Here is a 26,393-nt window from a genome sequence, read left to right as displayed (position 1 = left end):
GCCACGTTGCGCCACCTTGCGCCTCTGGCGCAGGCGGAAAAAGCGCCCGGCGACCCGGCGAATCAACGGCATACGTTGCTCCCCCAGCAAAAACAGTGGCACCAACAAAATGGTGAAAATGCGAGCAAGATCTCGTCTGGTAGGGGGCGCGCTGTTAGCTGATAAAAATCAAAAATTAGCGATAATTTTTTTTTAGTTGCCCGAAAATGACCAGAAGGTCGATTTTGCCAGGCGGCAGTCCATACGGGCTGGAAGCAGTTATCCACTATTCCTGTGGATAACCTTGTGCATTAGAGTTAGAAAACATAACGTAAGCGAGAGAATACGCGGCCTGCGACTGAATTGATGCGAAAGACGTCTTAAAGAAATATTCGTTATAAAACAGCTTGTTAAATAAAAGCAATGGCTGAAAGAAAAGTGTCATGGATTGCCATAAAACGCGCATTACACTGCTTGACAAATGTTAAAAAAGTCATAGGTCTGGGGATAACCGACATTGGGTGGTTTTTTATCTCGTCCGGGGCTAAATTTTGCACTGTGATGACGTGGTTTTTGCCTGCGTAACAGAAATACTTTACCGTGCTACTGTTTTTTCATCCAGTATATTTTACTGGCAATCTTAGCCATCCCGAGTAAAATTACACACCTGCCCGCCCATTGCTTCAGGTAGCTGCTCATGAGTAAACCGTTCAAACTGAATTCCGCATTTAAACCTTCTGGCGATCAGCCTGAGGCGATACGTCGTCTGGAGGTCGGGCTGGAAGATGGTCTGGCGCACCAGACTTTGCTGGGCGTCACGGGTTCAGGAAAAACGTTCACCATTGCCAACGTGATTGCGGATTTGCAGCGTCCCACCATGGTGCTGGCGCCGAATAAAACGCTGGCGGCGCAGTTGTACGGCGAAATGAAAGAGTTCTTCCCGGAAAACGCGGTGGAATATTTCGTCTCTTACTACGACTACTACCAGCCTGAAGCCTATGTGCCCAGTTCTGACACGTTTATCGAGAAAGATGCCTCGGTGAACGAACACATCGAACAGATGCGTCTGTCGGCCACCAAAGCGCTGCTGGAGCGTCGGGATGTGGTGGTGGTGGCTTCTGTTTCCGCCATCTACGGTCTGGGCGACCCCGATCTCTACCTGAAAATGATGCTGCATCTGACGGTGGGCATGATCATCGACCAGCGCGCCATTTTGCGCCGTCTGGCGGAATTGCAATACACCCGAAACGATCAGGCTTTCCAGCGCGGTACATTCCGTGTGCGCGGCGAAGTGATCGACATCTTCCCGGCGGAGTCTGACGACATCGCACTGCGCGTCGAATTGTTCGATGAAGAGGTGGAACGTTTGTCGCTGTTTGACCCGCTCACCGGACAGGTAGAGTCAACGATTACGCGCTATACCATCTACCCTAAGACGCACTACGTCACCCCGCGTGAACGGATTGTGCAGGCGATGGAAGAGATTAAAGTCGAACTGGCGGATCGGCGTAAAAATCTGCTGGCGAACAACAAACTGCTCGAAGAACAGCGTTTATCACAGCGTACCCAATTCGATCTGGAAATGATGAACGAACTGGGATACTGCTCCGGCATCGAAAACTACTCCCGTTATCTCTCCGGGCGCGGGCCGGGTGAACCGCCGCCGACGCTGTTTGACTATCTGCCCGCAGACGGTCTGCTGGTGGTGGATGAATCCCACGTGACCATTCCACAAATTGGCGGGATGTATCGCGGCGACAGGGCGCGTAAAGAGACGTTAGTCGAGTACGGATTTCGTTTGCCGTCAGCGCTGGATAACCGTCCGCTGAAGTTTGAAGAGTTCGAAGCGCTGGCCCCGCAAACTATCTACGTATCCGCAACGCCAGGTAACTATGAGCTGGAGAAATCCGGTGACGATATTGTGGATCAGGTGGTGCGACCGACCGGGCTACTGGATCCGGTGATTGAAGTCCGTCCGGTGGCAACACAGGTGGATGATTTGCTCTCCGAAATCCGTATTCGCGCAGCGATCAACGAGCGTGTGTTAGTGACGACGCTGACCAAACGGATGGCGGAAGACCTGACGGAATATCTGGAAGAACACGGCGAACGGGTGCGCTACCTGCACTCCGATATCGATACCGTTGAGCGTATGGAAATTATTCGCGACCTGCGTCTGGGCGAGTTTGACGTGTTGGTGGGGATCAACCTGCTGCGTGAAGGGCTGGATATGCCGGAAGTCTCGCTGGTGGCGATACTTGATGCCGACAAAGAAGGCTTCCTGCGTTCTGAACGTTCGCTGATACAGACCATCGGGCGCGCGGCGCGCAATATCAACGGCAAAGCCATTCTCTACGGCGATAAAATTACCGCTTCGATGGCGAAGGCCATTAGCGAGACGGAACGACGCAGAGAGAAGCAGCAGCAGTACAACGAAGAACACGGCATCATCCCGCAGGGGCTGAACAAAAAAGTGGTCGATATTCTGGCGCTGGGTCAAAACATCGCGAAGACCAAAGCGAAGGGAAGAGGGAAGTCTCGCGCAGGAGCGAAGTCCGATGTGGTTGAACTGGACATGACGCCGAAAGCGCTGCAGCAAAAAATCCATGAACTGGAGGGGCAAATGATGCAACATGCCCAGAATCTGGAGTTTGAAGAAGCCGCGCAGATCCGCGATCAGTTGCACCAGTTACGCGAATTGTTTATTGCGGCATCTTAAGGGACTTTGCGGTAGGCCTGATAACACGCGTTAATGTCGCCATCAGGCCTGTTGATTTAACCGAGCGCCTGTACCGCTTTTTCCAGCGCGCAGTGCAGCAACTGGCGATCATGACGATACGGAATGTCGCTGGCCTCCAGAATCTCCTGAATCACAATTCTGTCGGTGATGGCGGAGGCATCGACTTTCGGCCCGACCACCACCGCATCAATGACTTTCTTCCCGACATACTGCTCCATAATGGCGAGCTTATCGCCAAGGGATAAACTGGCGGCAGGCAGACTCAACTCGCGCCCCAGATTACCGATATACACCATCGGCGCAGGGGTACGTCGTAACGCCTGCGCCAGGTCGTCCAGCAGCAGGATAGGCATCAGGCTGGTGTAAAAACTGCCCGGCCCAATCAAAATCAGATCCGCTTCGCTAATGGCCTGCACAGCCTCACGGGTGGCGGGGACTTTCGGCGACAGCATCAATTCTTGCGGCGGCATGGATAACTGGTCGATATTGACCTCGCCATACACTTCATGCCCCTGGGAGTCGATTGCCATCAGGTCTACCGGCAGCTCCGACATTGGAATTAAATGCGCATCCACTTTCAGCAAATTACGAATTAAATTGATGGCTTCAAGAGGCCTTACGCTAAGGTGATCCAGCGCCTTTAACATTAAATTTCCGAGGTTATGCCCGGAAAGTTCGCCATTACCGCCAAAACGATACTCAAACATAGCCGAAGCGACGCTGGGTTCAGTAATTAACTGGTTCAGACAATTACGCATATCGCCCCAGGCGATACCGCCTTCTGAACGGCGAATACGCCCTGTTGAGCCGCCGTTGTCTGTCGTCGTAACAATACCGGTCAGGCGTGAACCTAATGGCGAGAGTGAAGAAAGAACGCGTCCTAATCCATGCCCTCCGCCGAGAGCCACAACGCGGTCGAGGTCTGCCAGCGTGCGATTGCGCATATGAATTCCTGATGTCAAAAGATCTGCATTACAGTAGCGCAAATCGCGGGTTTTCAGCAATTAGCCTGGTAGGCTGAGCGGAAATAAAATCGTGGCGTCTACCACTTTATGGCGAGGGGTAAGGTACAGCAAAATGATGTATATCAATGCAAAACTGTGGTTTTTGCTTATTCTGTAGCGAAAGTGCACGATCATGACGCTATATATATGATTATACAGCGTAAGTGTAGATGGCGTAAAAAACGTTTACACGCTAGTATCGGCATAACCACAATAAACACTCTAGCCTCTGCACCTGGGTCAACTGATACGGTGCTTTGGCCGTGACAACGCGTAAACGTGCTTGTCACCAGGGCGCAGGAAGAAATGACTCCGCCTCCCGTATTTGGAAAGGTGTACATGGGCTCACAACTTACCGATGCTTTCGCGCGTAAGTTTTACTACTTACGTTTGTCGATTACCGATGTGTGTAACTTTCGTTGCACCTACTGCCTGCCGGATGGCTACAAGCCTGGCGGGGTCACCAATAATGGCTTTCTGACCGTCGACGAAATCCGTCGGGTTACCCGCGCGTTTGCGAACCTGGGCACCGAGAAAGTGCGCCTGACGGGCGGCGAACCCTCCTTACGTCGTGACTTTACCGACATCATCGCCGCCGTGCGTGAAAATGCCGCCATCCGCCAGATTGCTGTCACCACCAATGGCTATCGCCTGGCGCGTGACGCGGCGAACTGGCGCGACGCCGGGCTGACCGGCATCAACGTTAGCGTCGACAGCCTCGACGCCCGACAGTTTCATGCCATTACCGGGCAGGATAAATTTCAGCAGGTGATGGCAGGAATCGATGCCGCCTTTGACGCCGGATTTGAAAAGGTCAAAGTCAATACCGTGCTGATGCGCGATGTCAATCACCATCAACTGGACACCTTCCTTGCCTGGATTCAGGCGCGCCCCATCCAACTGCGTTTCATCGAACTGATGGAAACCGGCGAGGGGAGCGAACTCTTCCGTAAACACCATATTTCTGGTCAGGTGCTGCGTGACGAACTGTTGCGTCGCGGCTGGCTCCATCAGTTACGCAAACGCAGCGACGGCCCGGCGCAGGTTTTCTGTCATCCCGACTATGCCGGTGAAATCGGTCTTATCATGCCGTATGAGAAAGATTTCTGCGCAACCTGCAACCGTCTGCGCGTGTCGTCAGTGGGTAAACTCCACCTGTGCCTGTTTGGCGAAGGCGGCGTCAGTCTGCGCGATCTGCTGGAAGATGACGTTCAACAGCATGCGCTGGAAGCGCGCATTTCTGCCGCCTTGCTGGAGAAAAAACAGACCCATTTCCTGCATCAGAACCAGACCGGAATTACGCAAAATTTATCGTACATTGGTGGATAAACGCTAAAAGGAGATTTCAGATGAGTCAGGTAAGTACTGAATTTATCCCAACCCGTATCGCTATTCTTACGATTTCCAGCCGTCGCGGCGAAGAAGACGACACCTCAGGTCATTTTCTGCGTGATTCCGCGCTGGAAGCAGGCCACAACGTGGTCGATAAGGCTATTGTAAAAGAAAACCGTTACGCCATCCGCGCCCAGGTTTCCGCCTGGATTGCCAGCGACGACGTGCAGGTGGTGCTGATTACCGGGGGAACTGGGCTGACCGAAGGCGACCAGGCGCCGGAAGCGTTATTGCCGCTGTTTGACCGGGAAGTTGAAGGGTTTGGCGAAGTGTTCCGCATGCTCTCTTTTGAAGAGATTGGCACCGCGACGTTGCAGTCTCGCGCGGTGGCCGGTGTGGCCAACAAAACGCTGATTTTCGCCATGCCGGGTTCCACCAAAGCGTGTCGCACCGCGTGGGACAATATTATTGCGCCGCAACTGGATGCCCGTACGCGTCCGTGCAATTTCCACCCTCATTTGAAGAAATAAGTATGTCGCAACTGACCCATATTAACGCCGCTGGCGAAGCGCACATGGTGGATGTCTCCGCCAAAGTGGAAACCGTTCGCGAGGCGCGCGCGGAAGCCTTTGTCACGATGCAGAGCGAAACGCTGGCGATGATAATCGCTGGCAGTCACCACAAAGGCGACGTTTTTGCGACCGCCCGTATTGCCGGGATTCAGGCCGCCAAACGCACCTGGGAGCTGATCCCTCTGTGCCATCCACTGCTGTTGAGCAAAGTGGAAGTACAACTGCAGGCGGAACCGGAGCACAACCGTGTGCGTATCGAATCTGTCTGCCGTTTGACCGGGAAGACCGGAGTGGAAATGGAAGCGCTGACCGCGGCATCTGTTGCGGCGTTGACCATCTACGACATGTGCAAAGCCGTGCAAAAAGACATGGTGATTGGCCCGGTACGCTTACTGGCGAAAAGCGGCGGCAAGTCGGGCGATTTTAAGGTGGATGCCAATGATTAAGGTGCTTTTCTTCGCGCAGGTGCGCGAACTGGTCAATACCGATGCGCTGGAACTGCCCGCTAATTTCACCACGGTGGACGCACTGCGTCAGCATCTGGCGGCACAAAGCGATCGTTGGGCGCTGGCGCTGGAAGATGGCAAACTGCTGGCTGCGGTTAACCAGACATTAGTCAGTTTTGATAACCCATTGGTTGACGGTGATGAAGTGGCGTTCTTCCCGCCTGTGACGGGAGGCTGAAATGGCTGAAACGCGAATTGTTGTAGGATCTGCCCCGTTTAGCGTCGGGGACGAGTATCCCTGGCTGGCGGAACGCGATGAAGATGGCGCTGTCGTCACGTTCACCGGGAAAGTCCGCAATCATAATCTCGGCGACAGCGTGAAGGCGCTGACGCTGGAGCACTACCCCGGCATGACGGAAAAGGCGCTGGCGGATATCGTCGATGAAGCGCGTAGCCGCTGGCCGCTGGGGCGGGTGACGGTGATTCATCGCATCGGCGAGCTGTGGCCTGGCGATGAAATCGTCTTTGTCGGCGTGACCAGCGCACATCGCAGCAGCGCGTTTGATGCCGGACAGTTTATTATGGATTATCTGAAAACGCGGGCGCCATTCTGGAAGCGCGAGGCGACGCCGGAAGGGGAACGCTGGGTAGATGCGCGTGATAGCGATCAACAGGCGGCGAAACGCTGGTGAGATAATGTGATACGCTTAGTGACAGGTATCACTTTCAATCAGGAGATTATCATGGACCGATTTTCAAGACCCGATTCTATCGTTCAGGCGCGATCCGGCCTGCAAACCTACATGGCGCAAGTCTATGGCTGGATGACCTGCGGTTTACTGCTGACGGCGTTTATCGCGTGGTATGCGGCCAATACGCCTGAGCTGATGATGTTTATCTTTTCCAGCAAAATTACCTTCTTTGGTTTGATTATCGCTCAGCTTGGGTTGGTGGTTGTGCTGTCTGCGATGGTGCATAAACTCAGCGCCGGGATGGCGACCACGCTGTTTATGCTTTACTCCGCGCTGACCGGATTAACGCTGTCGAGTATTTTTATCGTCTATACCTACTCTTCCATTGCCAGCACCTTTGTGGTTTCGGGCGGCATGTTCGGCGCGATGAGCCTGTACGGTTACACCACCAAACGCGATCTCAGCGGTTTCGGCAACATGCTGTTTATGGCGCTGATTGGTATCATTCTGGCGTCGTTGGTCAACTTCTGGCTGAAAAGTGAAGCGCTAATGTGGGCGGTGACCTATATCGGGGTGATTGTGTTTGTCGGACTGACCGCCTACGACACGCAAAAGCTGAAAAACATTGGCGAGCAGATTGACGTCCGTGACAGCGCTAACCTGCGCAAGTACTCCATACTGGGCGCATTAACCTTGTATCTGGACTTCATCAACCTGTTCCTGATGCTGCTGCGTATTTTCGGTAATCGCCGTTAATTGCTGTAGTGCCTGACGGCGTTCGTACTGAACGCTGTCCGGCACAAATCACTTCGCCATCGCCTTCTCGTTTTTTGCCCGCAATTTCTTCGCCCGACTCTCCAGCACCAGATAACAGATCAGCGCCAGCAGCAGTGGAATAAAATAATAGAGCACCCGCCAGGCGAGCAGGGCGGCAATAATCGCACCCTGAGAGGTATGTTCTCCTGCGAGAAGGGCGATAAAAACGGCTTCCAGTACCCCAATCCCTGCCGGAATATGCACAATGACGCCTGCGATACTGCTCACCAGTAACACGCCAAGGACAAAGAAAAAGTTTACGGACTGCCCCAATAACAGCCAGATGGTCGCCCCCATCACCATCCAGTTAATGCTGGAAATGACCATCTGCGCGAGGGCGAATTTCCAGGAGGGCAGCACCAGTTTTTGCCCTTTGATGGTGAGATGGCGATGCTTTGCAAAGGCGCAGCACCACAGGTATAGCGTAATGATCAAAAGCAACGCCACGCCCAGAATACGCAGCGTATTTTCATCGATATACCAATGCTCAGGCAGTTGCACTACGCCGAAGGTAAAAATCACGCCCCCCAGCGCGATGTATCCCAACCAGTTGGTGGCAATGCTGAGGGAGAAAATTCGCGTGATCGTGCTGCCCGGTAAGCCGAGACGGGAATAAAGTCGGTAACGCATCCCGATACCGCCAACCCAGGTACTGAGCGTCAGATTAAAGGCGTAACAGATGAAAGAAACCAGCATCACCTGCCGTTTTGCCAGTCGGTGCCCACAGTAGAGGCGCGCGAGCAAATCATAACAGCCATAGAGTAGGTAGCTGACAATCACCAGCCCGACAGCGCCTGCCATGGCCATCCGGTTATAGTCGTGGACAACCGTCCAGACCTCGTTCCAGTCGACTTTGCTGGCGTAGACCACCAGCAGCACGATGACGGCAATAAAAAACAGCCCGGTGAGGATCTTTTTAGCCCGCCGCCAGCGCGTATGGGATTTAGCCATCAGGGTTTGCCCCCTGTATCTTGCGCTTCTACCCGGCCTGTAGTTTCCATCGCTGGCTGGGCTTGTGGTTCAACCCGCGTCAGATGCGGAGTATGGGCCGGAAGCCAACCGACCAGCGCAGGGAAGTGACGTAAAAAGTGGAACGCCAGTACGCTTTTGGTGAGGTTCCACCAGGTGCGTTTAGGCAACATCGATTCATCAACCTGTTTGCAATCATCGGCAATGATCGTGCTGAGATTGTCGCGTAACGTCTGGTTAAATGTCCGATCATGAATGATGATGTTCGCTTCCAGATTGAGCGACAGACTGAGTGGATCAAGGTTACTGGAACCTACGGTTGCCCAGTGGTCATCCATCAATGCCACTTTGCCATGCAGAGGGCGACGGTGATATTCAAAAATCTGTACGCCGCCCTTTACCAGATAGTTGTAAAGCAGCCGCGCGCCGACTTTGACAATCGGCATATCGGGCTCACCCTGCACGATAAGCTTAACGCGCACGCCGCGCCGGGCCGCGTTGCGCATTGCATGCAGCAGGCGATAACCGGGGAAGAAATAGGCGTTCGCAATCATCACTTCGCGTTTTGCCTGGGTGAGCATTTTCAGGTAATGGCGTTCGATATCGTCGCGGTGTTCGTCATTATCGCGCCAGACAAACAGCGCCTGCGCTTCGCCGGGCTGGCGATTTTCCTGCGCGCGATGATGGTGCCGCCACCAGCGGCGTGCCGCGCTCTGTCCCGGCAGATTCTCCAGCTCAAATTGCAGAATATCCTCCACAATCGGCCCTTCAACCCGAACGGCGTAATCCTGTTTGGCTTCAGGGCCATAGTTGGACATCTGTTCGGCGGAGTAGTTAATCCCGCCTACAAAGGCGATCCGGGCGTCTATCACGACAATCTTTCGGTGCATCCGGCGAAACAGATTGGTGCGCATCCCCAACAGGCGCGGGCGAGGATCGTAATAGCGAAAAATAATCCCTGCCGCCGTCAGCTCCTCAACAAAAGCGTCGCTAAGATCCGGGGAACCGTATCCGTCCAGTAACACTTCAGCGTGTACGCCACGTTGGGCGGCCTTGAGCAGGGCCGCGTGCAGTTGTCTTCCTACCTCATCGTCAAACCAGATAAAGGTTTCCAGAATGATTTTCTGCTCCGCCTGGGCGATGGCCTCAAACACGGCAGGGTAATACCGATCGCCATTCTCCAGTAACTGAATCTGATTGCCTTCACGCCAGCCGCATTTCATAGATGAATCTCCGCACTCAGAGGCGCATGGTCAGATAAGTGTCGCCAGTGAGCCAGCGGTAGCGCTGTGGGGGCGCTGGCGTTGGCATTTTTGACATAAATGCGATCAAGGCGCAGTAATGGCAGGCGCACCGGAAACGTCCGCGCCGGGCGACCGTGGGCGCGGGTGAAGATCTCCTCCAGACCCGCACGGGTCTTTAACGGACGGTTAGCCTGTTGTCGCCAGTCATTAAAATCCCCCGCGACAATCACCGGTTCGCCAGGGGGGAGGCTGTTCACCCAGTCGGCCAGCAGGGTGAGCTGCGCCTGGCGGTGGGCTTCACGCAAACCCAGATGTACGCACATAACGTGGATCGGGCTGTTCAACTGTGGCGGAATAATGCGGCAATAAAGCACGCCGCGTTTTTCGCTGTTGCCAACGGAGATGTCACGGTTTTCATCATATTCAATGGGATAGCGAGAAAGTACGGCATTGCCGTGGTGCCCTTCCGGGTAAACGGCATTACGCCCGTAAGCAAAATCACGCCACAGGGTATCGGCGAGAAATTCGTAATGGGGAGTCTCCGGCCAGTTTGCAATGCGCTGGGGGTGTATGTGATGGGCGCCCATCACCTCCTGCAAACAGACAATATCCGCACTGACGGTTCGCACCGCCTCTCGTAGCTCAGGTAAAATAAAGCGCTGGTTAAACGCCGTGAAACCTTTATGGGTATTGAGGGTGAGCACGTTGAATGAAAATCGCTGCGTTTGTCCGGGCATAATTCTCCTGTTTGCATCACTTTCCTGAATAAAAATAGTGTAGTCGCCGTCACAAAAAGATGCGGTCTTACGGAATTTTCCGTAAAGTCCGGTACTCTGAGTAATTAGACAAAAATCCTTCAGGAGATTAGCCATGAGGTGGCAACAACGTGTTCGTGTCGCAACGGGTCTAAGTTGCTGGCAGATTGTGTTGCATTTACTGGTAGTGGCGTTGCTGGTGATGGGCTGGATGAGCGGTATACTGGTACACGTGGGGCTCGGGCTTTGCGTGGTTTACGGCGTGACGGTTTTGCTGATGCTGGCGCTGCAACGCCACCATGAACAGCGCTGGCGCGACGTTGCGGATGTACTGGAAGAACTCACCACAACCTGGTATTTCGGCGCGGCAATGATTGCGCTGTGGTTGCTGTCTCGTGTTTTGCAAAACAACGTACTGTTGGCTTTTGCGGGGCTGGCGATCCTTGCCGGACCCGCGGTGTTTTCGTTACTGGCGAAAGAGAAAAAGTTACATCACTTTGCGTCTAAACATCGCATACGCCGCTGATCCCGTTGTGGCTGCTATCACCAGTAGCGGCCACAAACTTCCCCAGACAATCTTCAGACTCGCATCCTTCAGGTAAATCTGCTTGGTGATATCCGTAAAGTGGCGGATAGGGTTTATCCACGTTAAATTCTGCAACCAGACCGGCATATTCTCGACCGGGGAAACGTACCCCGAGAGCAAAATCGCCGGCATCATAAAGACAAACACGCCGATAAACGCCTGTTGCTGGGTAGCGCACAGCGACGAGATCAACAACCCGAAACCGACCAGCGACAAACCGTAAATCACCATCGTGAAGTAGAACAGGGCCAGTGAACCGGCAAAGGGAATTTGGTACGCCCAGATGCCGATCCCCAGCACGATGGTGGCCTGCCCGGTAGCAACAATCAGCGCAGGGACGGCTTTGCCGATGAAAATTTGCCAGGTGGTCAGCGGGGATACTAACAGTTGATCCAGCGTTCCTTGCTCGCGTTCGCGGGCAACGGAAAGTGAGGTCACGATCATCACGCCAATAGTGGTGATCATGGCGATCAGCGACGGCACCACGAACCATTTATAGTCCAGATTCGGGTTGTACCAATTTCTGACGACCAGCTCGCTGTTGTTGGGTTTGGGCTTACCGTCCATCAGCTCCTGCTGGTAATCTTTGACGATTTGCTGCAAATAGTTGGCAGCGATTTGCGCGCTGTTGGAGTTGCGCCCGTCAAGAATCAACTGCATTGGTGCCTGCTGGAAGGTATCCAGATTACGCGAAAAATCGGCCGGGAAGCGCACCAGTAACAGCGCTTTCTGGGTATCGATAGTCGGTTGGATCTCTTGCGGGCTATTGAGCAGCAGAATATGCGTAAACGCTTTGGCGCGGGCAAAACGTTGGGTCAGCTCGACCGAATGTTTGCCGTTATCTTCGTTATAAATGGCGATGGTGGCGTTGGTGACTTCCAGCGTGGCGGCAAAGGGAAACAGAATCACCTGAATCAGCACCGGCACAATCAGGATCGCGCGGGTCTGCGGCTCGCGCAGCAGCGATTGCAGCTCTTTGCGGATTAACGTCCATAAGCGATGAAACATGCTCTTCTCCCTAATCCAGCCGACGTTTGGTTTTGAGCCACGTCAGACCAATAAACATGACTGCCGACGCGATTAAAAACAGGACGTTGGTCATCAGCACCACCGGGATATTACCGGCCAGAAACAGGCTTTGCAGGGTACTGACGAAATAGCGTGCCGGAATAATGTACGTCACCGCGCGGATAACCGCAGGCATGCTGTCTATCTGGAAGATAAACCCCGACAGCATAATCGAGGGCAAAAAGGCGGCATTTAACGCCACCTGGGCGGCGTTAAACTGGTTACGGGTAATGGTCGAAATAAGCAGTCCCATCCCCAGGGTGCTGAGTAAAAACAGGCTGGTGATAAAAAACAGGATCAGCAACGAACCGCGATACGGCACGCCGAGAATAAACACCGAAACCAGCATACACAGCAACATCGCCAGCATCCCGAGGAAGTAATAAGGGATAAGCTTACACAACAGCAATTCCACGCGGGTGACTTCGGTGGAGAGTAGCGCTTCCATGGTGCCGCGTTCCCATTCGCGTGCGATCACCAGTGAGGTGAGGATGGCGCCGATTACCGTCATAATGATGGTGACCGCCCCCGGGATAATAAAATGCTGGCTGATGGCAGCCGGGTTAAACCAATAGCGGGTCTGCACGTCAATCAACGGCTTAAACTCTTCTCCGCGATCCTCCGCCCGCTGCATTTGCCAGAGTTGCCAGATCCCCTCGACATAACCTTGCACAAAGTTTGCCGTGTTCGGCTCGCTGCCGTCCGTGATCACCTGAATCGGGGCGGTATCATTGGCTCGCGCCATTTGCTGGGCGAAATCAACCGGGATAACCACCAGACCGCGAATACGCCCGGCCTGCATCTTTTCGATAAGCTCATGACGGTTATCGCTGATGGTCGCGTCGATGTAGGGTGAGCCCGTCATGGCGTGCGTAAAGTCGAGCGCCTCTTCACTTTGCTGCTCAAGCAGGATCCCCACCCGCAGTTTGCTGGAGTCGAGATTGATGCCGTAGCCAAAAATAAACAGCAGCAGCAACGGGATCACCACCGCAATCAGCCAACTGCTGGGATCGCGAACGATCTGGCGCGTTTCTTTGATGCACAGGGCGCGTACCCGGCGCCAGGAGAGTACGGTGTTACTCATGCGTATGCTCCTTGTCCCAGTCGTGGATCAGGGTGATAAAGGCGTGCTCCATCGTCGGGTCTGGCGTGTCGTTGTCGGCGGTCTGCGCTTTCAGGTCATCCGGGGTGCCGCTGGCGATCAGTTTCCCGCGATACACAAGACCAATACGGTCGCAGTATTCCGCTTCATCCATAAAGTGGGTGGTGACCATGACCGTCACACCTTTTTCGACCATGCTATTGATATGCAGCCAAAATTCGCGGCGGGTGAGGGGGTCTACGCCTGAGGTCGGCTCATCAAGAAAGAGAATATCCGGTTCGTGCATCAGCGAGCAGGCCAGCGCCAGGCGCTGTTTAAATCCCAGAGGCAGTTCGTCAGTGGCATGTGACGCAATACTTTTCAGACCAAAGGCTTCGCTCATCCGCGCAATTTTTTCGTTTTGCGCGCGTCCCCGCAGACCGTAGACGCCGGAGAAGAAACGCAGGTTTTGCTCCACCGTCAGGTTGCCGTAGAGGGAGAATTTTTGCGCCATGTAGCCCAAATGCTGACGCGCCTTGCCCGAACTGACCTTCAGATCCATATCCAGTACCAGCGCTTTACCGGAGGTCGGCACCAGCAGACCGCACATCATTTTAAAAGTGGTGGATTTCCCCGCGCCGTTGGGGCCGAGCAGGCCAAAAATTTCCCCACGCTTGACGGCAAAATTCACCTGGTCGGTTGCGGCAAAATCCCCAAACTTCTTGGTCAGTTGCTTTGCTTCAATCACCGTCTCGCCGGGCGTTCCCTCCACCGTATGCAGGATGGCGCCAAGCGGGGATTCTGACGTGCCCGCCCCGCCGAGCAGATCAATAAACGCATCTTCAAAGCGCGGTGCAGTTTCATCAATCGCGATTTCCGGCATCCCTTCACCGTTGCGAATATCGTCTGCCGTGGCCTCTTTTTTCAGGATAAGACGAACGGATTTTCCCTGAATCATGCCATCGCTGACCTGTGGCAGTTTTAACGCCTGCTGCAACAGCTTACGGTTGTTTATCTGCGGACTGCTGATTAAGAAACTGCGGCCCGCCATGGTTTGTGTCAGCGCCGTCGGTTCGCCCTGATAGAGAAGTTCACCTTCGTTCATCAGCAGCACGTCGCGACACTGTTCGGCTTCATCCAGATACGAAGTGCTCCACAGGATCAGCATTCCGTCGCCCGCCAGCTCATGCACCATTTGCCACAGCTCGCGCCGTGAAATCGGGTCTACGCCGACGCCGGGCTCATCGAGCAGCAGAACTTTTGGCGCGCCGACCAGCGTACAGGCCAGCCCCAGCTTCTGTTTCATTCCCCCGGAGAGTTTACCGGCCAGCCTCCCGGTAAACGGGCCGAGCGAGGTGAATTCCAGCAGACGTGCAAAGGTTTTTTTCCGCGTCTCGCCAGTGACGCTGCGCAGATCGGCATAGAGATTCAGGTTCTCCATAACCGTCAAATCTTCATACAGGCCAAATTTTTGCGGCATATAACCGAGCACGGCATGCAGTGCGCTGTCGTCGCGAATCGGATCAAACCCAATCACCGAAGCCTGGCCGCCGTCGGGCTTCAGTAACCCTGCGAGCATCCGCATAAGCGTGGTTTTTCCGGCGCCGTCCGGCCCCACCAGCCCGGTGACATAGCCTGCGTGAATCGTGCAGTCGAGCGGCGCCACGGCGCACTTTTCCATTCCCGCGAAGCGTTTAACCAGTCCGTTTAGCGTAATGACGGCGTCATTCATGCCGCGCCTCGTTACCGAACTTCAGTGTCACCGGCATTCCCTGGCGTAGCGCATCATCGGCGTCCGTCACCACAATGCGCAGGCGATAAACCAGATCGGTGCGCAGATCCGGGGTCTCAACGGTTTTCGGGGTGAATTCTGCGGTCGGAGAAACAAAGCCGATTTTGCCGTGATAAGGCTTATCGGGACGACCATCGGTATAGAGCAAGATTTCTCGACCCGGCGGTACCTGGCTCAGGTTACGCTCATCGACGTAAGCGCGCACCCAGACCGGACGCGTCAGCGAGAGAGTGAGAACCGTGCTGCCGGCATTCAGCATACTGCCCGGCTCCACGGCGCGAGTTAACAGCGTCCCGTCAGAGGGGGCGACCAGTGTGGCATCCTGCAAATCGAGTTCAGATTGCGCCAGTTGCGCCTGTGCCTGTTCAAGGCTGGCTTTCGCCTGGGCGATATCCTGTTGGCGATTACCGGTGCGGTACTGGCTCAGTTTGTCCTGCGCCGATTTCAGCGTTGCCTGCGCCTGGTCACGGGATGAGCGGGCATTTTCCAGATCGTTGGCGGAAATGGTGCGACTTTTCCACAACCCCTGCTGACGTTGGTAAAAGTTCTGCGCGTAGTCAAATGCGGCCTGCGCCTGTTTGACGGCGGCCGCCGCCTGGGCTATCTCTTCATCGCGATAGCCTGCCAGCATCAGGTCATACTGTGCCTGTGCGACTGAGACGCCCGCTTTAGCCTGCATTAATGCGTTTTCATACGGTGCTTTATCGAGCGTGCCCAGCACCTGCCCGGAGGTGATGGTATCGCCTTCGTCAACCGCCAGTGAAGCGAGTCGACCGCCAACGCGAAAGCTTAAATTGACGGTACGAATGTCTACATTACCGTACAACGTCAGCCCGTTATCCTGCCGACTTTGGTACCACCACGTTCCACCAGCAATCACGGCGACAAGCACCGCCACGGCCAGTCCGATAGCGACGGGTTTCTTCATGAGTCCAGACTCCTTTGCGTTAAACCTTGCAGAATGAGATCGATATGACAGGTGATCGTCTGGTAAATCAGCGCGGTTTTTTCCTCATCAAATTGCGACCAGCCTGTGCGCTTGAGGATCGTTTCCTTCCCCAGACGGAACGCCAGCACTTCTCCTAACAGAGCATGGGTATGCAAAATGGTTTGGGTATCGTCGGCATCGCTGCCGGTATAGGCCGCAATCAGCCTTGTGAGATGGGTATGCAGTGGGGCGATAACCTGATGGTGTATCAGTTGATAGGCCGCCGTTGGCGAGAGCTGCTCGCGTGAGATGAATTTGCTGAGGTTCACCGTGTCTTCCTGGGTCAGCAGCATAATCATGTTTTTGCAGGCGCGCAGAATCAGCTCGCGCATCGCACCGCGATCGGGCTGCGGCTGGGCGAAGAGATGTTCCGCCTCCTCGGCGTGAGGTCGAAACTGCCCGCCAATAAAGTCGGCAATCCACTGGGCGCAGGCGAGGTAGAGATCGTCCTTTGAACCAAAATAGTAGGTGATGGCGGCGATATTCTGCCCGGCCTGCGCGGCGATATCGCGGGTGGTGGCATGCAGGCCATATTCACCGAACTGCGCAAGGGCAGCGGCAATCAGTTGGCTCTTTGCCTGCTCGCCTTTGGTCGTCATGTTCATAGCATGACCTAAGTATTAATCAATCGATTGATTAACATTATGACTGATTTTTACGCTTGTCCAGCCCGGCGCTTTATTTTGTTTCAGGTACGTTCCGGGATAATTTATGCGGTACGTCACAAAAACTGCTACACTCCGCCCCTTCATGACACTGTGGTTTTTGTCATCTCTTTTGCGAGTATCTCCCTGAAAACTACACCGGGAACGGTCGGGGCGGTTCGGAGTAGTTATGTCTTTTGATTCCCTGGGTTTAAATCCTGATATTTTGCGCGCCGTTGCAGAGCAGGGCTACCGTGAACCCACCCCTATCCAGCAGCAGGCGATCCCTGCGGTACTGCAAGGCCGCGATCTGATGGCCAGCGCACAAACGGGTACGGGTAAGACAGCGGGCTTTACGCTGCCGCTGCTGCAGCACCTTATTTCCAATGAACCGCATGCGAAAGGGCGTCGCCCGGTACGTGCGTTGATTCTGACCCCAACTCGTGAACTGGCCGCGCAAATCGGCGAAAACGTGCGGGATTACAGCAAATACCTGAACATTCGCTCGCTGGTGGTTTTCGGCGGGGTAAGTATCAACCCGCAGATGTTGAAACTGCGTGGCGGCGTCGACGTGCTGGTGGCGACCCCAGGCCGTTTGCTCGATCTGGAGCATCAAAACGCCGTCAAATTGGACCAAATTGAAATTCTGGTGCTGGATGAAGCTGACCGCATGTTGGACATGGGCTTTATCCACGACATTCGCCGCGTGCTGGCTAAATTGCCGCCGAAGCGTCAGAACCTGTTGTTCTCCGCGACCTTCTCCGACGACATCAAAGCGCTGGCTGAAAAATTGCTGCATAACCCGCTGGAAATCGAAGTCGCGCGTCGTAACACGGCGTCCGAGCAGGTGACACAGCACGTCCATTTTGTTGATAAGAAACGCAAACGCGAACTGCTGTCGCAGATGATTGGTCAGGGCAACTGGCAGCAGGTGCTGGTCTTCACCCGCACCAAACATGGCGCCAACCATCTGGCGGAGCAGTTGAACAAAGACGGCATTCGTAGCGCAGCCATCCACGGCAATAAATCGCAAGGGGCGCGTACGCGTGCGCTGGCTGATTTTAAATCCGGCGACATTCGTGTGCTGGTCGCCACGGATATCGCGGCGCGTGGTCTGGATATTGAAGAGCTGCCGCACGTGGTGAACTATGAATTACCGAACGTGCCGGAAGATTACGTTCACCGTATCGGTCGTACCGGGCGTGCTGCGGCAACCGGTGAAGCGCTGTCGCTGGTCTGTGTTGATGAACACAAACTGCTGCGTGACATCGAAAAACTGCTGAATAAAGAGATCCCGCGTATCGCGCTGCCAGGCTATGAGCCGGATCCTTCCATTAAAGCAGAGCCGATTCAAAACGGTCGTCAGCAACGTAGTGGCGGCGGTGGCGGCGGTCGTGGCCGCTCCCCACAGGGGCAAGGTCAGGGCGGTGCAGGTCGTGGTCAGCAGTCACCGCGTCGTTCAGAAGGCGGTGCGGCAAAAGCCGGGGCCAAGCCTTCACGCCGTACGGGTGATGCGAAACCGGCGAGTGATAAGCCGCGCCCGCCACGCCGTCCGCGCAGACTGTCTTCCGCAGAGTAATGCAGTAAACGGGAAGCCCGACCGAATGGTCGGGTTTTTCTTTTTGCGACCCGTCTAAGAAAGTGCCACAATAGTGGCTGTTTATACAGTATTTCAGGTTTTCTCATGGCATTGACCGCTGCGCTGAAAGCGCAAATTGCTGCCTGGTATAAGGCGCTTCAGGAACAGATCCCCGACTTTATTCCCCGTGCGCCGCAGCGGCAGATGATTGCTGACGTCGCTAAAACGCTGGCCGGGGAAGACGGGCGACATCTGGCGATCGAAGCGCCGACCGGCGTCGGGAAAACCCTCTCGTACCTGATCCCCGGTATCGCCATCGCGCGCGAAGAACAAAAAACGCTGGTGGTGAGTACCGCTAACGTGGCCTTGCAGGATCAGATTTACAGCAAAGATCTTCCCCTGCTGCGCAAAATTATTCCCGATCTTAAGTTCACCGCCGCCTTTGGGCGCGGGCGGTATGTGTGTCCGCGCAATCTGGCGGCGTTGGCCAGCACTGAACCTGACCAACAGGATTTGCTGGCGTTTCTTGACGATGAACTCACACCGAACAATCAGGAAGAGCAAAAACGCTGTGCCCGACTGAAGGGCGATCTGGACAGCTATAAGTGGGATGGTTTACGTGACCATACCGATATCGCCATTGATGATTCACTGTGGCAGCGACTGAGCACCGACAAAGCTAGCTGCCTCAACCGTAACTGCCACTATTACCGCGAGTGTCCATTCTTTGTGGCGCGCCGTGAGATCCAGGACGCCGAAGTGGTGGTAGCAAACCATGCGCTGGTGATGGCGGCAATGGAGAGCGAAGCGGTATTGCCGGATCCGAAAAATCTGCTGCTGGTGCTGGATGAAGGGCATCATCTGCCCGATGTTGCGCGCGATGCGCTGGAAATGAGCGCGGAAATCACCGCGCCCTGGTATCGCCTGCAACTCGATCTGTTTAGCAAGCTGGTGGCGACCTGTCTGGAACAGTTTCGGCCAAAAAACACGCCGCCGCTGGCTATCCCTGAGCGTCTGAATGCGCACTGCGAAGAGCTGTACGAACTGATTGCCTCGCTGAATGCGATTCTGAATCTTTATATGCCCGCCACCCAGGAGGCGGAGCACCGCTTCTCAATGGGCGAATTGCCCGCAGAGGTGATGGAGATTTGTCAGCGGCTGGCGAAACTCACCGAAATGCTGCGCGGGCTGGCGGAACTGTTTCTTAACGATCTCAGCGAAAAAACCGGCACCCACGACATCGTGCGCCTGCATCGGGTGATTTTGCAGATGAACCGTGCGCTGGGTATGTTCGAAGCGCAAAGTAAGCTGTGGCGTCTGGCATCGCTGGCGCAATCGTCAGGCGCGCCGGTTTCCAAATGGGCCACCCGCGATGTGCGCGACGGGCAAATGCACGTCTGGTTTCACTGTGTCGGGATCCGCGTCAGCGATCAGCTGGAAAGGCTGCTCTGGCGCAGCGTGCCGCATATTGTGGTGACATCCGCCACGCTACGTTCGCTGAACAGTTTCTCTCGCTTGCAGGAGATGAGCGGGCTGAAGGAGAAAGCGGGCGATCGTTTCGTGGCCCTCGACTCGCCCTTCAACCATGTTGAACAGGGGAAAATCGTCATCCCCCAAATGCAGTATGAGCCGCTTATCGATAACGAAGAGCAGCATATTGCGGAGATGGCGGCCTATTTTCGTCAGGAACTTGAGAGCAAAAAGCACCAGGGCATGCTGGTATTGTTTGCCAGCGGCAGGGCGATGCAACGGTTTCTCGAGCATGTGACGGATTTACGTTTGCTGTTGTTAGTTCAGGGCGATCAACCGCGATACCGGCTGGTGGAGTTGCACCGCAAGCGGGTAGAAAATGGCGAACGCAGCGTGCTGGTGGGTCTGCAATCTTTTGCGGAAGGGCTGGATCTGAAAGGCGACTTGCTTACCCAGGTTCATATTCACAAGATTGCCTTTCCGCCTATCGACAGCCCGGTGGTCATCACCGAAGGGGAATGGCTGAAAAGTCTGAACCGTTACCCCTTTGAAGTGCAGAGTTTGCCCAGCGCGTCGTTTAATTTGATCCAGCAGGTGGGGCGACTGATCCGTAGCCATAGCTGCCGGGGAGAAGTGGTAATTTACGACAAGCGTCTGTTGACCAAAAATTACGGCAAGCGTTTACTGAATGCGTTACCCATTTTTCCGATAGAGCAACCTGTCGTGCCAGACGTTATAGTAAAAACAAAAGCAAAAGCGACTCGCCGCAAACGGCGCTAATGGTGTGCGCACCCCGCAAGGAGTTTTCGATGGATTACCGCAAAATCATCAAAGAGGTTGGGCGAGGTAAAAACCACGCCCGCGATCTGGACCAGGACACCGCGCGCGGCCTGTATACCGAGATGTTAAAAGGGGAAGTCCCTGACCTGGAAATGGGCGGCGTACTGATTGCGCTGCGCATTAAAGGAGAAGGTGAGGCCGAAATGCTGGGCTTCTATGAAGCGATGCAGAAGCACACTATTCGCCTGACGCCGCCTGTGGCAAAACCGATGCCTATCGTGATCCCCAGTTATAACGGGGCGCGTAAACAGGCAAACCTGACGCCGCTGCTGGCTATTCTGCTGCGTAAACTGGGTTTTCCGGTGGTGGTTCACGGGGTGAGCGAAGATCCGACGCGTGTATTGACCGAAACTATTTTTGACATGATGGGAATTACGCCGACCCTGCATGCCGGTCAGGCGCAGGCAAAACTCGACGGACACCAGCCGGTGTTTATTCCCGTCGGCACGTTGTGCCCGCCGCTGGAAAAACAACTGGCGATGCGTTGGCGAATGGGGGTGCGTAACAGTGCCCACACGCTGGCGAAGCTGGCGACGCCTTTTGCAGAAGATGCAGCTTTACGTCTTGCCAGCGTTTCTCATCCGGAATATGTCCCGCGTGTGGCGAAGTTCTTTGGTGATATTGGTGGACGCAGTCTGCTGATGCATGGCACTGAAGGGGAAGTGTATGCCAATCCGCAGCGCTGCCCGCAAATTAGTCTGATCGATAAGCGTGGCGTGCAGGTGCTTTTGGATCGTCAACGCGAAATGCCCGAAGAGCCGGTGCCACTCCCTGTCGCCAAAGATCCAGAAACCACAGCGCGTTGGATTGAGCGCTGCCTGGCGGGCCGCGAACCGGTTCCTGACGCGTTGAAAATGCAAATGGCCTGCTGTCTGGTGGCAACGGGCGAAGTGGAGACACTGACAGAAGGTCTGGCACGCGTCGGTCAGAGTTTTTAACGGATTCAGGTAAAAAAAAGCCCGTCCAGTGGCGGACGGGCAAACAAAGGGTAATACAGGTCTATGAGGGTTGGAGCAGGGCGTCTGTTGGCATACAGACAAAAAATTATTTGTAGATAACCGCAGTACCGCTCATTTTGTTGTTGCTGTATGCAGAGGTAATGCTATAGCTGCTTGCGCCAGCAGCAGCGGCTTTTTCAGCCAGTTTCGCTTCCAGACCGTCCAGGGTGGTGGCGCCTTCCGCAGAAACTACACCGATTTTATTCATGCTTTGTGCTTGTGCAGCCGTCACCGGCTCAGCGGCGAAAACGCCAAAGGAAAGTCCAGACAGAGCGATAGCGGCAACAGCATATTTGATGGTTTTCATAGTTAATCTCTCGCAGGTTATTCTGTTAGTAAGACGATGTTCCGTCGATGTGATAAGTATCACGTTATTGAGCGAGAGATAAAATCGAATAGAATTGACGGCCTCAATCAAAAATATTGAATGACAAATAACCTATTGATTATTAATAAATTCAGATTATCCCTTTACAGTTCCTGATGCTTCGGTTTACAGAGCGAAGGATAACGGCACATTTTGCTATGCAGTTCGCCAAAAAACGTGAGTGTAAAGGAAACCGCATCGCGCGATTTTTTCGGTAAAGATAAGTCAACGTAACTGGCTGTCTTTCGATCCTCTGCGATTATATCCTGAAAATGTTTCGTTTCTTGAATCTTTCTCCTGCTGACAGGCCAGGCATAACCTGACGCCCGGAACGGCTTTGCGTCGGGCTTCGGGGATAGGATCGCCACACTCTTCGCATTCATGCAGACTTTCCCCCTGGGGTAATTCCCCGCGAACGCGTGCGACAGCATCTTCAATGGTATTGTTGATCTGTTCATTCACGGCGTCGTCATTTGCCCATCCGGATGCCATAAGCCGTCACCTCCACATTCATTTCATAGGGTAATTGTAGTGAATGTGGGGGCAATAATCGCACCGTCAAGACAGCGTCTTCTCAGATCTCAGACCATTCACGCAGCAGGTTATGGTAGAGGTTGAGTAAAGAGAGGATCTCCTCGCTTTCGCCGTTGCGGCTTTTGAGCGACTGGATATTTTTGTCCAGTTCAAACAGCATCGCGCGTTTCTTATCATCGCGGATCATCGACTGAACCCACATAAATGAGGCAACGCGGACTCCCCGCGTCACGGGGGTGACGCAATGCAGGCTACTGGAGGGATACAGCACGACATCGCCAGCCGGTAACTTCACCGCATGTTGTCCGTAGGTATCGTTAACAATCAGTTCCCCGCCGTCATAGCTTTCCGGCGAACTCAGGAATAGGGTGGCGGAAAGATCGGTGCGCATCCAGCCGTTTTCCGGGTGGCTGCGTACAGCGCCATCAACATGAAAACCATAGGTTTCATTATCCTGATAGCGGTTGAACAGCGGCATGGAAATCGTTTTCGGCAAGGCGGCAGAGAAAAACAGCGCGCTCTGGTTGATGGCTGACAGTACCGCCTTCTGTAACGCGATATACAGTTCGCTTCCGGTATCAACCTGCTGGTTATTTTTGACCTGAGCGCCCTGAGCGCCAGTGGTTGCCCGGCCATCGATCCAGTCAGCCTGCTCGAGTTGTTGTCGACATTGCGCGACGGCTTGCGGCGTTAAAACGCCCGGAATGTGATACATCATGTGCGATTCTCCGAAAAGTGGGGCCGGGGCCCCACGCGATGCAAATCAGAAATGCATATTGGCTGTGAACAGGAAGGTTCTCGGTTCACCCGGATGATAACGGTATCCGCTCTTGTTAATCGAGGAGACGTAGTCAGTGTCAAACAGGTTGTAAACGTTCAACTGGAAATCGAGATTGCGGTTCACGCGGTATCCCAGTTTTGCATCCGCGACCCAATAACCTTCGGTGTAAGACGGCGTGCCGACCGCACCGTCAGAACCCCGGTGCATGCTGCCGATATAGCGCGCGCCAGCCCCGACGGAGAGATCGCTGGTGGCCTGATACTGGCTCCACAGGGTAAAGGCGTGTTCTGGCGTATACGGCAGGGAAGAGGAACCATCCTGCGCCACATCTTTGCCGTCGCGAATGGTAGCGTGCTGTTGGGTGTAACCGCCGATAACCTGCCAGTCCGGCGTGATGTTCCCGGCAACGGAAAGTTCATATCCTTCCACACGCTTCTTCCCGTACTGGGAGTACGTTCCGTCGTCGTTCTGTTCAACTTCATTTTCGATATCGGTACGGAATATCGCGGCGGTTAACAGCAGACGTTTATCCAGCACTTCCCACTTGGTGCCCACTTCGCTGGTTTTCGCTTTCTGCGGTTTGAAGTCAGTACGGTTAGCGCTGTTGCCGCTGCCGCTCTGGGCGAGGGCAAAGTTATTTCCGCCTGGCGGTTGCTGAGAAATAGCGTAGTTAACATAAATATTGCCGTTGTCGGTCAGGTGGTACAGCGCGCCTGCTTTCCAGTTCACCAGATTGCCCGACTTTGCGGTGTCCACTGTTGTGACCGGGGAACCTTTCGCTGCGCCCGCCGGGCAAGCCACTGCGCCGCGTCCCGTGCCGCCACAGGCGGTGGCGCTATCGTACTCGGTACGGTAATTATCGAGTCGAATGCCGCCGTTGAGTTCAATGTCGCGGGTGATTTGCAGGGTATCGAACGCATAGATGCCGAAGGTGTCGGTCTGGCCGTTGGCGTTTGCGCCATTACGGGTCAGCCCGCCAATGTGGACGTTGCTATTGGGGTTGTAAATATTGACCGGTGGCGGCGTCAGAGGATTTACGCCGTAGTTGGTCTGGGTTTCACGGGTAAATTCGACACCCGTACTGATGTCGTGTCCGATGGAGCCGGTATAAAACGTCGACGTCAGGTTGGTCTGGTTGGTCAGGATCTTGTTGCTGACATCTTTGGTATTCGCCAGGCGAGACCAGGTCCAGGAGTCAACGTTGTTGTCAGGCTGTGTGATGTTCGATGCACCGCCCATCACCGCGGTCATCAGATAATCCTGTTTGACGCGTGACCAGCGTGTGGTGTTACGCAGGGTGGTGCTGTCGGTCAGGTCATGTTCGAAACGCATGGTGGCGGTGTCGGTCGTGGAATCGTCGTAGTCGGAATCCGTGCCGTAAAAATTGTGCGTATCCACTTTGCCAGAACTGTTGAGTACGGACGTGCCAGCAGAAGGCGCAGAATAGCCAGGTAAACCAATCGTCGGGATCCCCCCGTCTGGTGTGTTGTGCTGGGTCACATGCAGATAATTCAGATACAGGCGAGTCGGCGTACTCAGACCGAAAGCGACGGAAGGGGCGACGCCGTAACGTTCGTTTTTAACGTTATCACGGCCCGCGTCATGCGTTTTTTCGCCCATCAGGTTCAGGCGCGCGGCGGTGGTTTCGCCTATCACTTGGTTAATATCCAGCGTACCACGGCGGAACCACGCGCTCCCCGCGCTGGCAGAGGCATCAATGCCCGAGTCGGTACGGGGCTGTTTGCTGATCATATTGATCGAGCCCGTCGGTGCGCTGCGGCCGTAATCGGTACCGGACGGGCCTTTGATCACTTCAACCTGTTCAGTGTTGAAGGTATCGCGCGTGACGCTGCCAATGTCACGCACGCCGTCAATGTAGATGCTGTTTGAGGTATCGGCGCCACGCATATAAACCGCATCGCCCGTGGTGGAGTTACCGTTCTCGCCTGCAAAGAAAGCGCCAACGCCGGGCACGTTTTTGAGTGCATCGGTCAAATTGGTGGCGCCCTGATCTTTGATAACCTGTTCTGAAATCACCGTCATTGTGCGTGTGGTGTCCGCCACCGGGCGCGAGAATTTCGGATCGGCGGATTTTGTCGGGGCGTAAAGCGACGGGGTGGAGGCTTCCACGACTAACGTATCATCCTGTTTCTTTGCCTGTTCATCTGCGGCGACAGCGTGTGCAACAGGCGAAAGTCCGATGCACAGACCGGCAAAAAACGTGAGCGAATGGAAGCTACTGGAAGGCAGGTTGCGATTTTTATCCATGTTAATAAGCGACTTTTTATTATTTGATTGATATTCCCACCCCGCGAAGGGGACATCTCTGCGGATGTCATGCCACTGCAGGTCTCGTCGGTGTGGAATCGTAAGTGATAATGATTTTGATAATGGTTATCACTTGGCGCGAATTTCTATCATTCATTCGTTAAAAAATAAATACATTTATTTACATGGCTCTCAAATTTCACACATGATGTTTACAAAGTGAGCGAATGGTGAAGAAGCGGTAAGGCAGGGGAGAAAGGAAAACTGCATCCAGGACGAATGCAGTTGAGCGGGTAAGAACACTATTTGTAGATGGTTGCAGTGCCGTGCATCTGATTGTTACCGCCAGCGGAGTTAACCACAAAACCTTTCGCGCCTTGTTCACGCGCTTTTTCAGCCAGTTTATCTTCCAGATCGCTTAGGTTAGTCGCCCCTGAAGCGGAAACGGTACCAGACGCTCTTAGCTGTCCGGTTTCTGGACTGGTGATTGGCTGTGCGGCAAATGAAGCAAACGTCAGGCCGGTAAGTACGGTGACTGCAAGTAAAGTGAAGCATTTTTTCATGATGACTTCCTCTGAGAGACAACGGGTAGTGCCTGATAAGTTTAGGACGTCAGAGGACGACAATTAACGCAAAAAATCGATGAAGATCTGCTTATTTTTTGAACGATGCATATTGACGAATATTGACAAATCAAGGACATAAATATTACTTATTTGGGCCGCTCTGGCAGTAAAATTTATGCGCTTTGTCGATAACCTTCTGGCGTCATAACGGTTTTCGCCGCTTAAGCATGTTTACCGCGTTGCGTTATACGGGTATCTTACGCCGCTGTTAAAAGGAGAATG

General features: G+C 54.3%; 25 protein-coding genes and 1 riboswitch. Of the genes, 11 read left to right on the top strand and 14 right to left on the bottom strand.

Going from position 1 to position 26,393, the window contains the following annotated elements:
* Nucleotides 1-676: 676 nt before the first annotated feature.
* Nucleotides 677-2,698, top strand: coding sequence for an excinuclease ABC subunit UvrB (gene uvrB, locus ACO7SM_RS14840; protein WP_490468177.1), 2,022 nt, complete (start codon nt 677-679; stop codon nt 2,696-2,698).
* Between the two features lie 56 nt (nt 2,699-2,754).
* On the opposite strand, the gene yvcK is transcribed toward uvrB, so the two are convergent.
* A complete protein-coding gene (gene yvcK / locus ACO7SM_RS14835; protein WP_490468176.1) occupies nt 2,755-3,663 on the bottom strand; it encodes a uridine diphosphate-N-acetylglucosamine-binding protein YvcK in 909 nt (302 codons plus the stop codon).
* A gap of 266 nt (nt 3,664-3,929) precedes the next feature.
* Nucleotides 3,930-4,075: riboswitch (molybdenum cofactor riboswitch) on the top strand.
* Between yvcK and moaA the strand changes: the two genes are divergently transcribed.
* From moaA to ACO7SM_RS14805, 6 genes are all read left to right on the top strand, one after another.
* Nucleotides 4,063-5,052 (top strand): GTP 3',8-cyclase MoaA, encoded by a 990-nt coding sequence (moaA, locus tag ACO7SM_RS14830; protein ID WP_490468175.1) that lies wholly within the window; start codon nt 4,063-4,065, stop codon nt 5,050-5,052. It overlaps the preceding riboswitch by 13 nt.
* A gap of 20 nt (nt 5,053-5,072) precedes the next feature.
* A complete protein-coding gene (moaB, locus tag ACO7SM_RS14825; RefSeq protein ID WP_192611644.1) occupies nt 5,073-5,585 on the top strand; it encodes a molybdenum cofactor biosynthesis protein B in 513 nt (170 codons plus the stop codon).
* Nucleotides 5,586-5,587: 2 nt separating this feature from the next.
* Complete coding sequence (gene moaC / locus ACO7SM_RS14820; protein WP_490468174.1) at nt 5,588-6,073, top strand: cyclic pyranopterin monophosphate synthase MoaC; 486 nt, start codon at nt 5,588-5,590, stop codon at nt 6,071-6,073.
* On the top strand, nt 6,066-6,311 hold the full coding sequence (gene moaD, locus ACO7SM_RS14815; protein ID WP_490468173.1) for a molybdopterin synthase sulfur carrier subunit: 246 nt from the start codon (nt 6,066-6,068) through the stop codon (nt 6,309-6,311). Before moaC ends, moaD begins: the two co-directional genes overlap by 8 nt.
* A gap of 1 nt (nt 6,312) precedes the next feature.
* Nucleotides 6,313-6,765 carry a molybdopterin synthase catalytic subunit MoaE gene (moaE, locus tag ACO7SM_RS14810; protein WP_490468172.1) on the top strand — a complete coding sequence of 151 codons (453 nt, stop codon included), beginning with the start codon at nt 6,313-6,315 and terminating at the stop codon, nt 6,763-6,765.
* Between the two features lie 51 nt (nt 6,766-6,816).
* On the top strand, nt 6,817-7,521 hold the full coding sequence (locus ACO7SM_RS14805; RefSeq protein WP_490468171.1) for a Bax inhibitor-1/YccA family protein: 705 nt from the start codon (nt 6,817-6,819) through the stop codon (nt 7,519-7,521).
* 48 nt (nt 7,522-7,569) lie between these two features.
* On the opposite strand, the gene ACO7SM_RS14800 is transcribed toward ACO7SM_RS14805, so the two are convergent.
* From ACO7SM_RS14800 to ACO7SM_RS14790, 3 genes are read right to left on the bottom strand one after another with little or no spacing between them, the layout of a single operon-like run.
* Entirely contained in the window at nt 7,570-8,532 is a 963-nt protein-coding gene (locus tag ACO7SM_RS14800; RefSeq protein WP_490468170.1) for a lysylphosphatidylglycerol synthase domain-containing protein, read from the bottom strand.
* Nucleotides 8,532-9,773 carry a cardiolipin synthase ClsB gene (clsB, locus tag ACO7SM_RS14795; RefSeq protein WP_490468169.1) on the bottom strand — a complete coding sequence of 414 codons (1,242 nt, stop codon included), beginning with the start codon at nt 9,771-9,773 and terminating at the stop codon, nt 8,532-8,534. The genes ACO7SM_RS14800 and clsB overlap by 1 nt, the downstream gene beginning before the upstream one ends.
* The gene (locus ACO7SM_RS14790; RefSeq protein WP_490468168.1) at nt 9,770-10,531 is read right to left on the bottom strand and encodes an endonuclease/exonuclease/phosphatase family protein; all 762 of its coding nucleotides are present in this window, start codon (nt 10,529-10,531) and stop codon (nt 9,770-9,772) included. Before ACO7SM_RS14790 ends, clsB begins: the two co-directional genes overlap by 4 nt.
* 133 nt (nt 10,532-10,664) lie before the next feature.
* On the opposite strand from ACO7SM_RS14790, the gene ACO7SM_RS14785 reads away from it, so the two are divergent.
* Nucleotides 10,665-11,075, top strand: coding sequence for a YbhQ family protein (locus ACO7SM_RS14785; RefSeq protein WP_490468167.1), 411 nt, complete (start codon nt 10,665-10,667; stop codon nt 11,073-11,075).
* Here ACO7SM_RS14785 and ACO7SM_RS14780 read toward each other — a convergent pair.
* Genes ACO7SM_RS14780 through cecR form a run of 5 tightly spaced genes read right to left on the bottom strand, consistent with a single transcriptional unit; the run spans nt 11,037 to nt 16,669 of the window.
* A complete protein-coding gene (locus tag ACO7SM_RS14780; protein WP_192611653.1) occupies nt 11,037-12,143 on the bottom strand; it encodes an ABC transporter permease in 1,107 nt (368 codons plus the stop codon). The two genes, ACO7SM_RS14785 and ACO7SM_RS14780, sit on opposite strands and share 39 nt — an antisense overlap.
* Before the next feature lie 10 nt (nt 12,144-12,153).
* Nucleotides 12,154-13,287 (bottom strand): ABC transporter permease, encoded by a 1,134-nt coding sequence (locus tag ACO7SM_RS14775; RefSeq protein ID WP_490468166.1) that lies wholly within the window; start codon nt 13,285-13,287, stop codon nt 12,154-12,156.
* On the bottom strand, nt 13,280-15,016 hold the full coding sequence (locus tag ACO7SM_RS14770; RefSeq protein ID WP_490468165.1) for an ATP-binding cassette domain-containing protein: 1,737 nt from the start codon (nt 15,014-15,016) through the stop codon (nt 13,280-13,282). Before ACO7SM_RS14770 ends, ACO7SM_RS14775 begins: the two co-directional genes overlap by 8 nt.
* Nucleotides 15,009-16,004: a secretion protein HlyD gene (gene hlyD, locus ACO7SM_RS14765; RefSeq protein WP_490468164.1), complete on the bottom strand. Its 996-nt coding sequence runs from the start codon at nt 16,002-16,004 to the stop codon at nt 15,009-15,011. Before hlyD ends, ACO7SM_RS14770 begins: the two co-directional genes overlap by 8 nt.
* Nucleotides 16,001-16,669, bottom strand: coding sequence for a transcriptional regulator CecR (gene cecR, locus ACO7SM_RS14760; RefSeq protein ID WP_490468163.1), 669 nt, complete (start codon nt 16,667-16,669; stop codon nt 16,001-16,003). The genes hlyD and cecR overlap by 4 nt, the downstream gene beginning before the upstream one ends.
* Before the next feature lie 229 nt (nt 16,670-16,898).
* Here cecR and rhlE point away from each other — a divergent pair, with 229 nt between their 5' ends.
* The 3 genes from rhlE to ybiB all read left to right on the top strand — a co-directional run bounded on the left by rhlE (nt 16,899) and on the right by ybiB (nt 21,535).
* Nucleotides 16,899-18,287: an ATP-dependent RNA helicase RhlE gene (gene rhlE / locus ACO7SM_RS14755; RefSeq protein WP_490468162.1), complete on the top strand. Its 1,389-nt coding sequence runs from the start codon at nt 16,899-16,901 to the stop codon at nt 18,285-18,287.
* A 105-nt stretch (nt 18,288-18,392) separates the two neighbouring features.
* A complete protein-coding gene (gene dinG / locus ACO7SM_RS14750) occupies nt 18,393-20,537 on the top strand; it encodes an ATP-dependent DNA helicase DinG (RefSeq protein ID WP_490468161.1) in 2,145 nt (714 codons plus the stop codon).
* Between the two features lie 29 nt (nt 20,538-20,566).
* Nucleotides 20,567-21,535, top strand: a complete 969-nt coding sequence (gene ybiB, locus ACO7SM_RS14745; protein ID WP_490468160.1) for a DNA-binding protein YbiB — start codon at nt 20,567-20,569, stop codon at nt 21,533-21,535.
* A 106-nt stretch (nt 21,536-21,641) separates the two neighbouring features.
* Here the strand turns inward: ybiB and ybiJ are convergent, their stop codons facing one another.
* From ybiJ to mcbA, 5 genes are all read right to left on the bottom strand, one after another.
* Entirely contained in the window at nt 21,642-21,902 is a 261-nt protein-coding gene (gene ybiJ / locus ACO7SM_RS14740) for a DUF1471 family protein YbiJ (RefSeq protein WP_192611661.1), read from the bottom strand.
* Between the two features lie 285 nt (nt 21,903-22,187).
* Nucleotides 22,188-22,454 (bottom strand): DksA/TraR family C4-type zinc finger protein, encoded by a 267-nt coding sequence (locus ACO7SM_RS14735; RefSeq protein ID WP_203358396.1) that lies wholly within the window; start codon nt 22,452-22,454, stop codon nt 22,188-22,190.
* 82 nt (nt 22,455-22,536) lie between these two features.
* A complete protein-coding gene (ybiX, locus tag ACO7SM_RS14730; RefSeq protein WP_490468159.1) occupies nt 22,537-23,214 on the bottom strand; it encodes a PKHD-type hydroxylase YbiX in 678 nt (225 codons plus the stop codon).
* A gap of 45 nt (nt 23,215-23,259) precedes the next feature.
* Complete coding sequence (locus ACO7SM_RS14725) at nt 23,260-25,545, bottom strand: catecholate siderophore receptor Fiu (RefSeq protein WP_490468158.1); 2,286 nt, start codon at nt 25,543-25,545, stop codon at nt 23,260-23,262.
* Between the two features lie 302 nt (nt 25,546-25,847).
* Nucleotides 25,848-26,108 (bottom strand): DUF1471 family periplasmic protein McbA, encoded by a 261-nt coding sequence (gene mcbA / locus ACO7SM_RS14720; protein WP_490468157.1) that lies wholly within the window; start codon nt 26,106-26,108, stop codon nt 25,848-25,850.
* Nucleotides 26,109-26,393 lie beyond the last annotated feature (285 nt).

Source organism: Citrobacter sp. LJND-P06, from assembly GCF_058188415.1.
This window is presented reverse-complemented; position numbering and strand designations above follow the sequence as displayed.

Bases quoted from the DNA above. Each gene is read 5' to 3' on its own strand.
- ACO7SM_RS14800 (WP_490468170.1), bottom strand. From the start codon at position 8,532: ATGGCTAAATCCCATACGCGCTGGCGGCGGGCTAAAAAGATCCTCACC.
- ACO7SM_RS14735 (WP_203358396.1), bottom strand. From the start codon at position 22,454: ATGGCATCCGGATGGGCAAATGACGACGCCGTGAATGAACAGATCAAC.
- ACO7SM_RS14780 (WP_192611653.1), bottom strand. From the start codon at position 12,143: ATGTTTCATCGCTTATGGACGTTAATCCGCAAAGAGCTGCAATCGCTG.
- dinG (WP_490468161.1), top strand. From the start codon at position 18,393: ATGGCATTGACCGCTGCGCTGAAAGCGCAAATTGCTGCCTGGTATAAG.
- moaC (WP_490468174.1), top strand. From the start codon at position 5,588: ATGTCGCAACTGACCCATATTAACGCCGCTGGCGAAGCGCACATGGTG.
- ACO7SM_RS14785 (WP_490468167.1), top strand. From the start codon at position 10,665: ATGAGGTGGCAACAACGTGTTCGTGTCGCAACGGGTCTAAGTTGCTGG.
- ACO7SM_RS14770 (WP_490468165.1), bottom strand. From the start codon at position 15,016: ATGAATGACGCCGTCATTACGCTAAACGGACTGGTTAAACGCTTCGCG.
- moaD (WP_490468173.1), top strand. From the start codon at position 6,066: ATGATTAAGGTGCTTTTCTTCGCGCAGGTGCGCGAACTGGTCAATACC.
- clsB (WP_490468169.1), bottom strand. From the start codon at position 9,773: ATGAAATGCGGCTGGCGTGAAGGCAATCAGATTCAGTTACTGGAGAAT.
- moaE (WP_490468172.1), top strand. From the start codon at position 6,313: ATGGCTGAAACGCGAATTGTTGTAGGATCTGCCCCGTTTAGCGTCGGG.
- cecR (WP_490468163.1), bottom strand. From the start codon at position 16,669: ATGAACATGACGACCAAAGGCGAGCAGGCAAAGAGCCAACTGATTGCC.
- ybiB (WP_490468160.1), top strand. From the start codon at position 20,567: ATGGATTACCGCAAAATCATCAAAGAGGTTGGGCGAGGTAAAAACCAC.
- yvcK (WP_490468176.1), bottom strand. From the start codon at position 3,663: ATGCGCAATCGCACGCTGGCAGACCTCGACCGCGTTGTGGCTCTCGGC.
- uvrB (WP_490468177.1), top strand. From the start codon at position 677: ATGAGTAAACCGTTCAAACTGAATTCCGCATTTAAACCTTCTGGCGAT.
- moaA (WP_490468175.1), top strand. From the start codon at position 4,063: ATGGGCTCACAACTTACCGATGCTTTCGCGCGTAAGTTTTACTACTTA.
- ybiJ (WP_192611661.1), bottom strand. From the start codon at position 21,902: ATGAAAACCATCAAATATGCTGTTGCCGCTATCGCTCTGTCTGGACTT.
- ACO7SM_RS14805 (WP_490468171.1), top strand. From the start codon at position 6,817: ATGGACCGATTTTCAAGACCCGATTCTATCGTTCAGGCGCGATCCGGC.
- rhlE (WP_490468162.1), top strand. From the start codon at position 16,899: ATGTCTTTTGATTCCCTGGGTTTAAATCCTGATATTTTGCGCGCCGTT.
- hlyD (WP_490468164.1), bottom strand. From the start codon at position 16,004: ATGAAGAAACCCGTCGCTATCGGACTGGCCGTGGCGGTGCTTGTCGCC.
- ACO7SM_RS14790 (WP_490468168.1), bottom strand. From the start codon at position 10,531: ATGCCCGGACAAACGCAGCGATTTTCATTCAACGTGCTCACCCTCAAT.
- mcbA (WP_490468157.1), bottom strand. From the start codon at position 26,108: ATGAAAAAATGCTTCACTTTACTTGCAGTCACCGTACTTACCGGCCTG.
- ACO7SM_RS14725 (WP_490468158.1), bottom strand. From the start codon at position 25,545: ATGGATAAAAATCGCAACCTGCCTTCCAGTAGCTTCCATTCGCTCACG.
- ACO7SM_RS14775 (WP_490468166.1), bottom strand. From the start codon at position 13,287: ATGAGTAACACCGTACTCTCCTGGCGCCGGGTACGCGCCCTGTGCATC.
- ybiX (WP_490468159.1), bottom strand. From the start codon at position 23,214: ATGATGTATCACATTCCGGGCGTTTTAACGCCGCAAGCCGTCGCGCAA.
- moaB (WP_192611644.1), top strand. From the start codon at position 5,073: ATGAGTCAGGTAAGTACTGAATTTATCCCAACCCGTATCGCTATTCTT.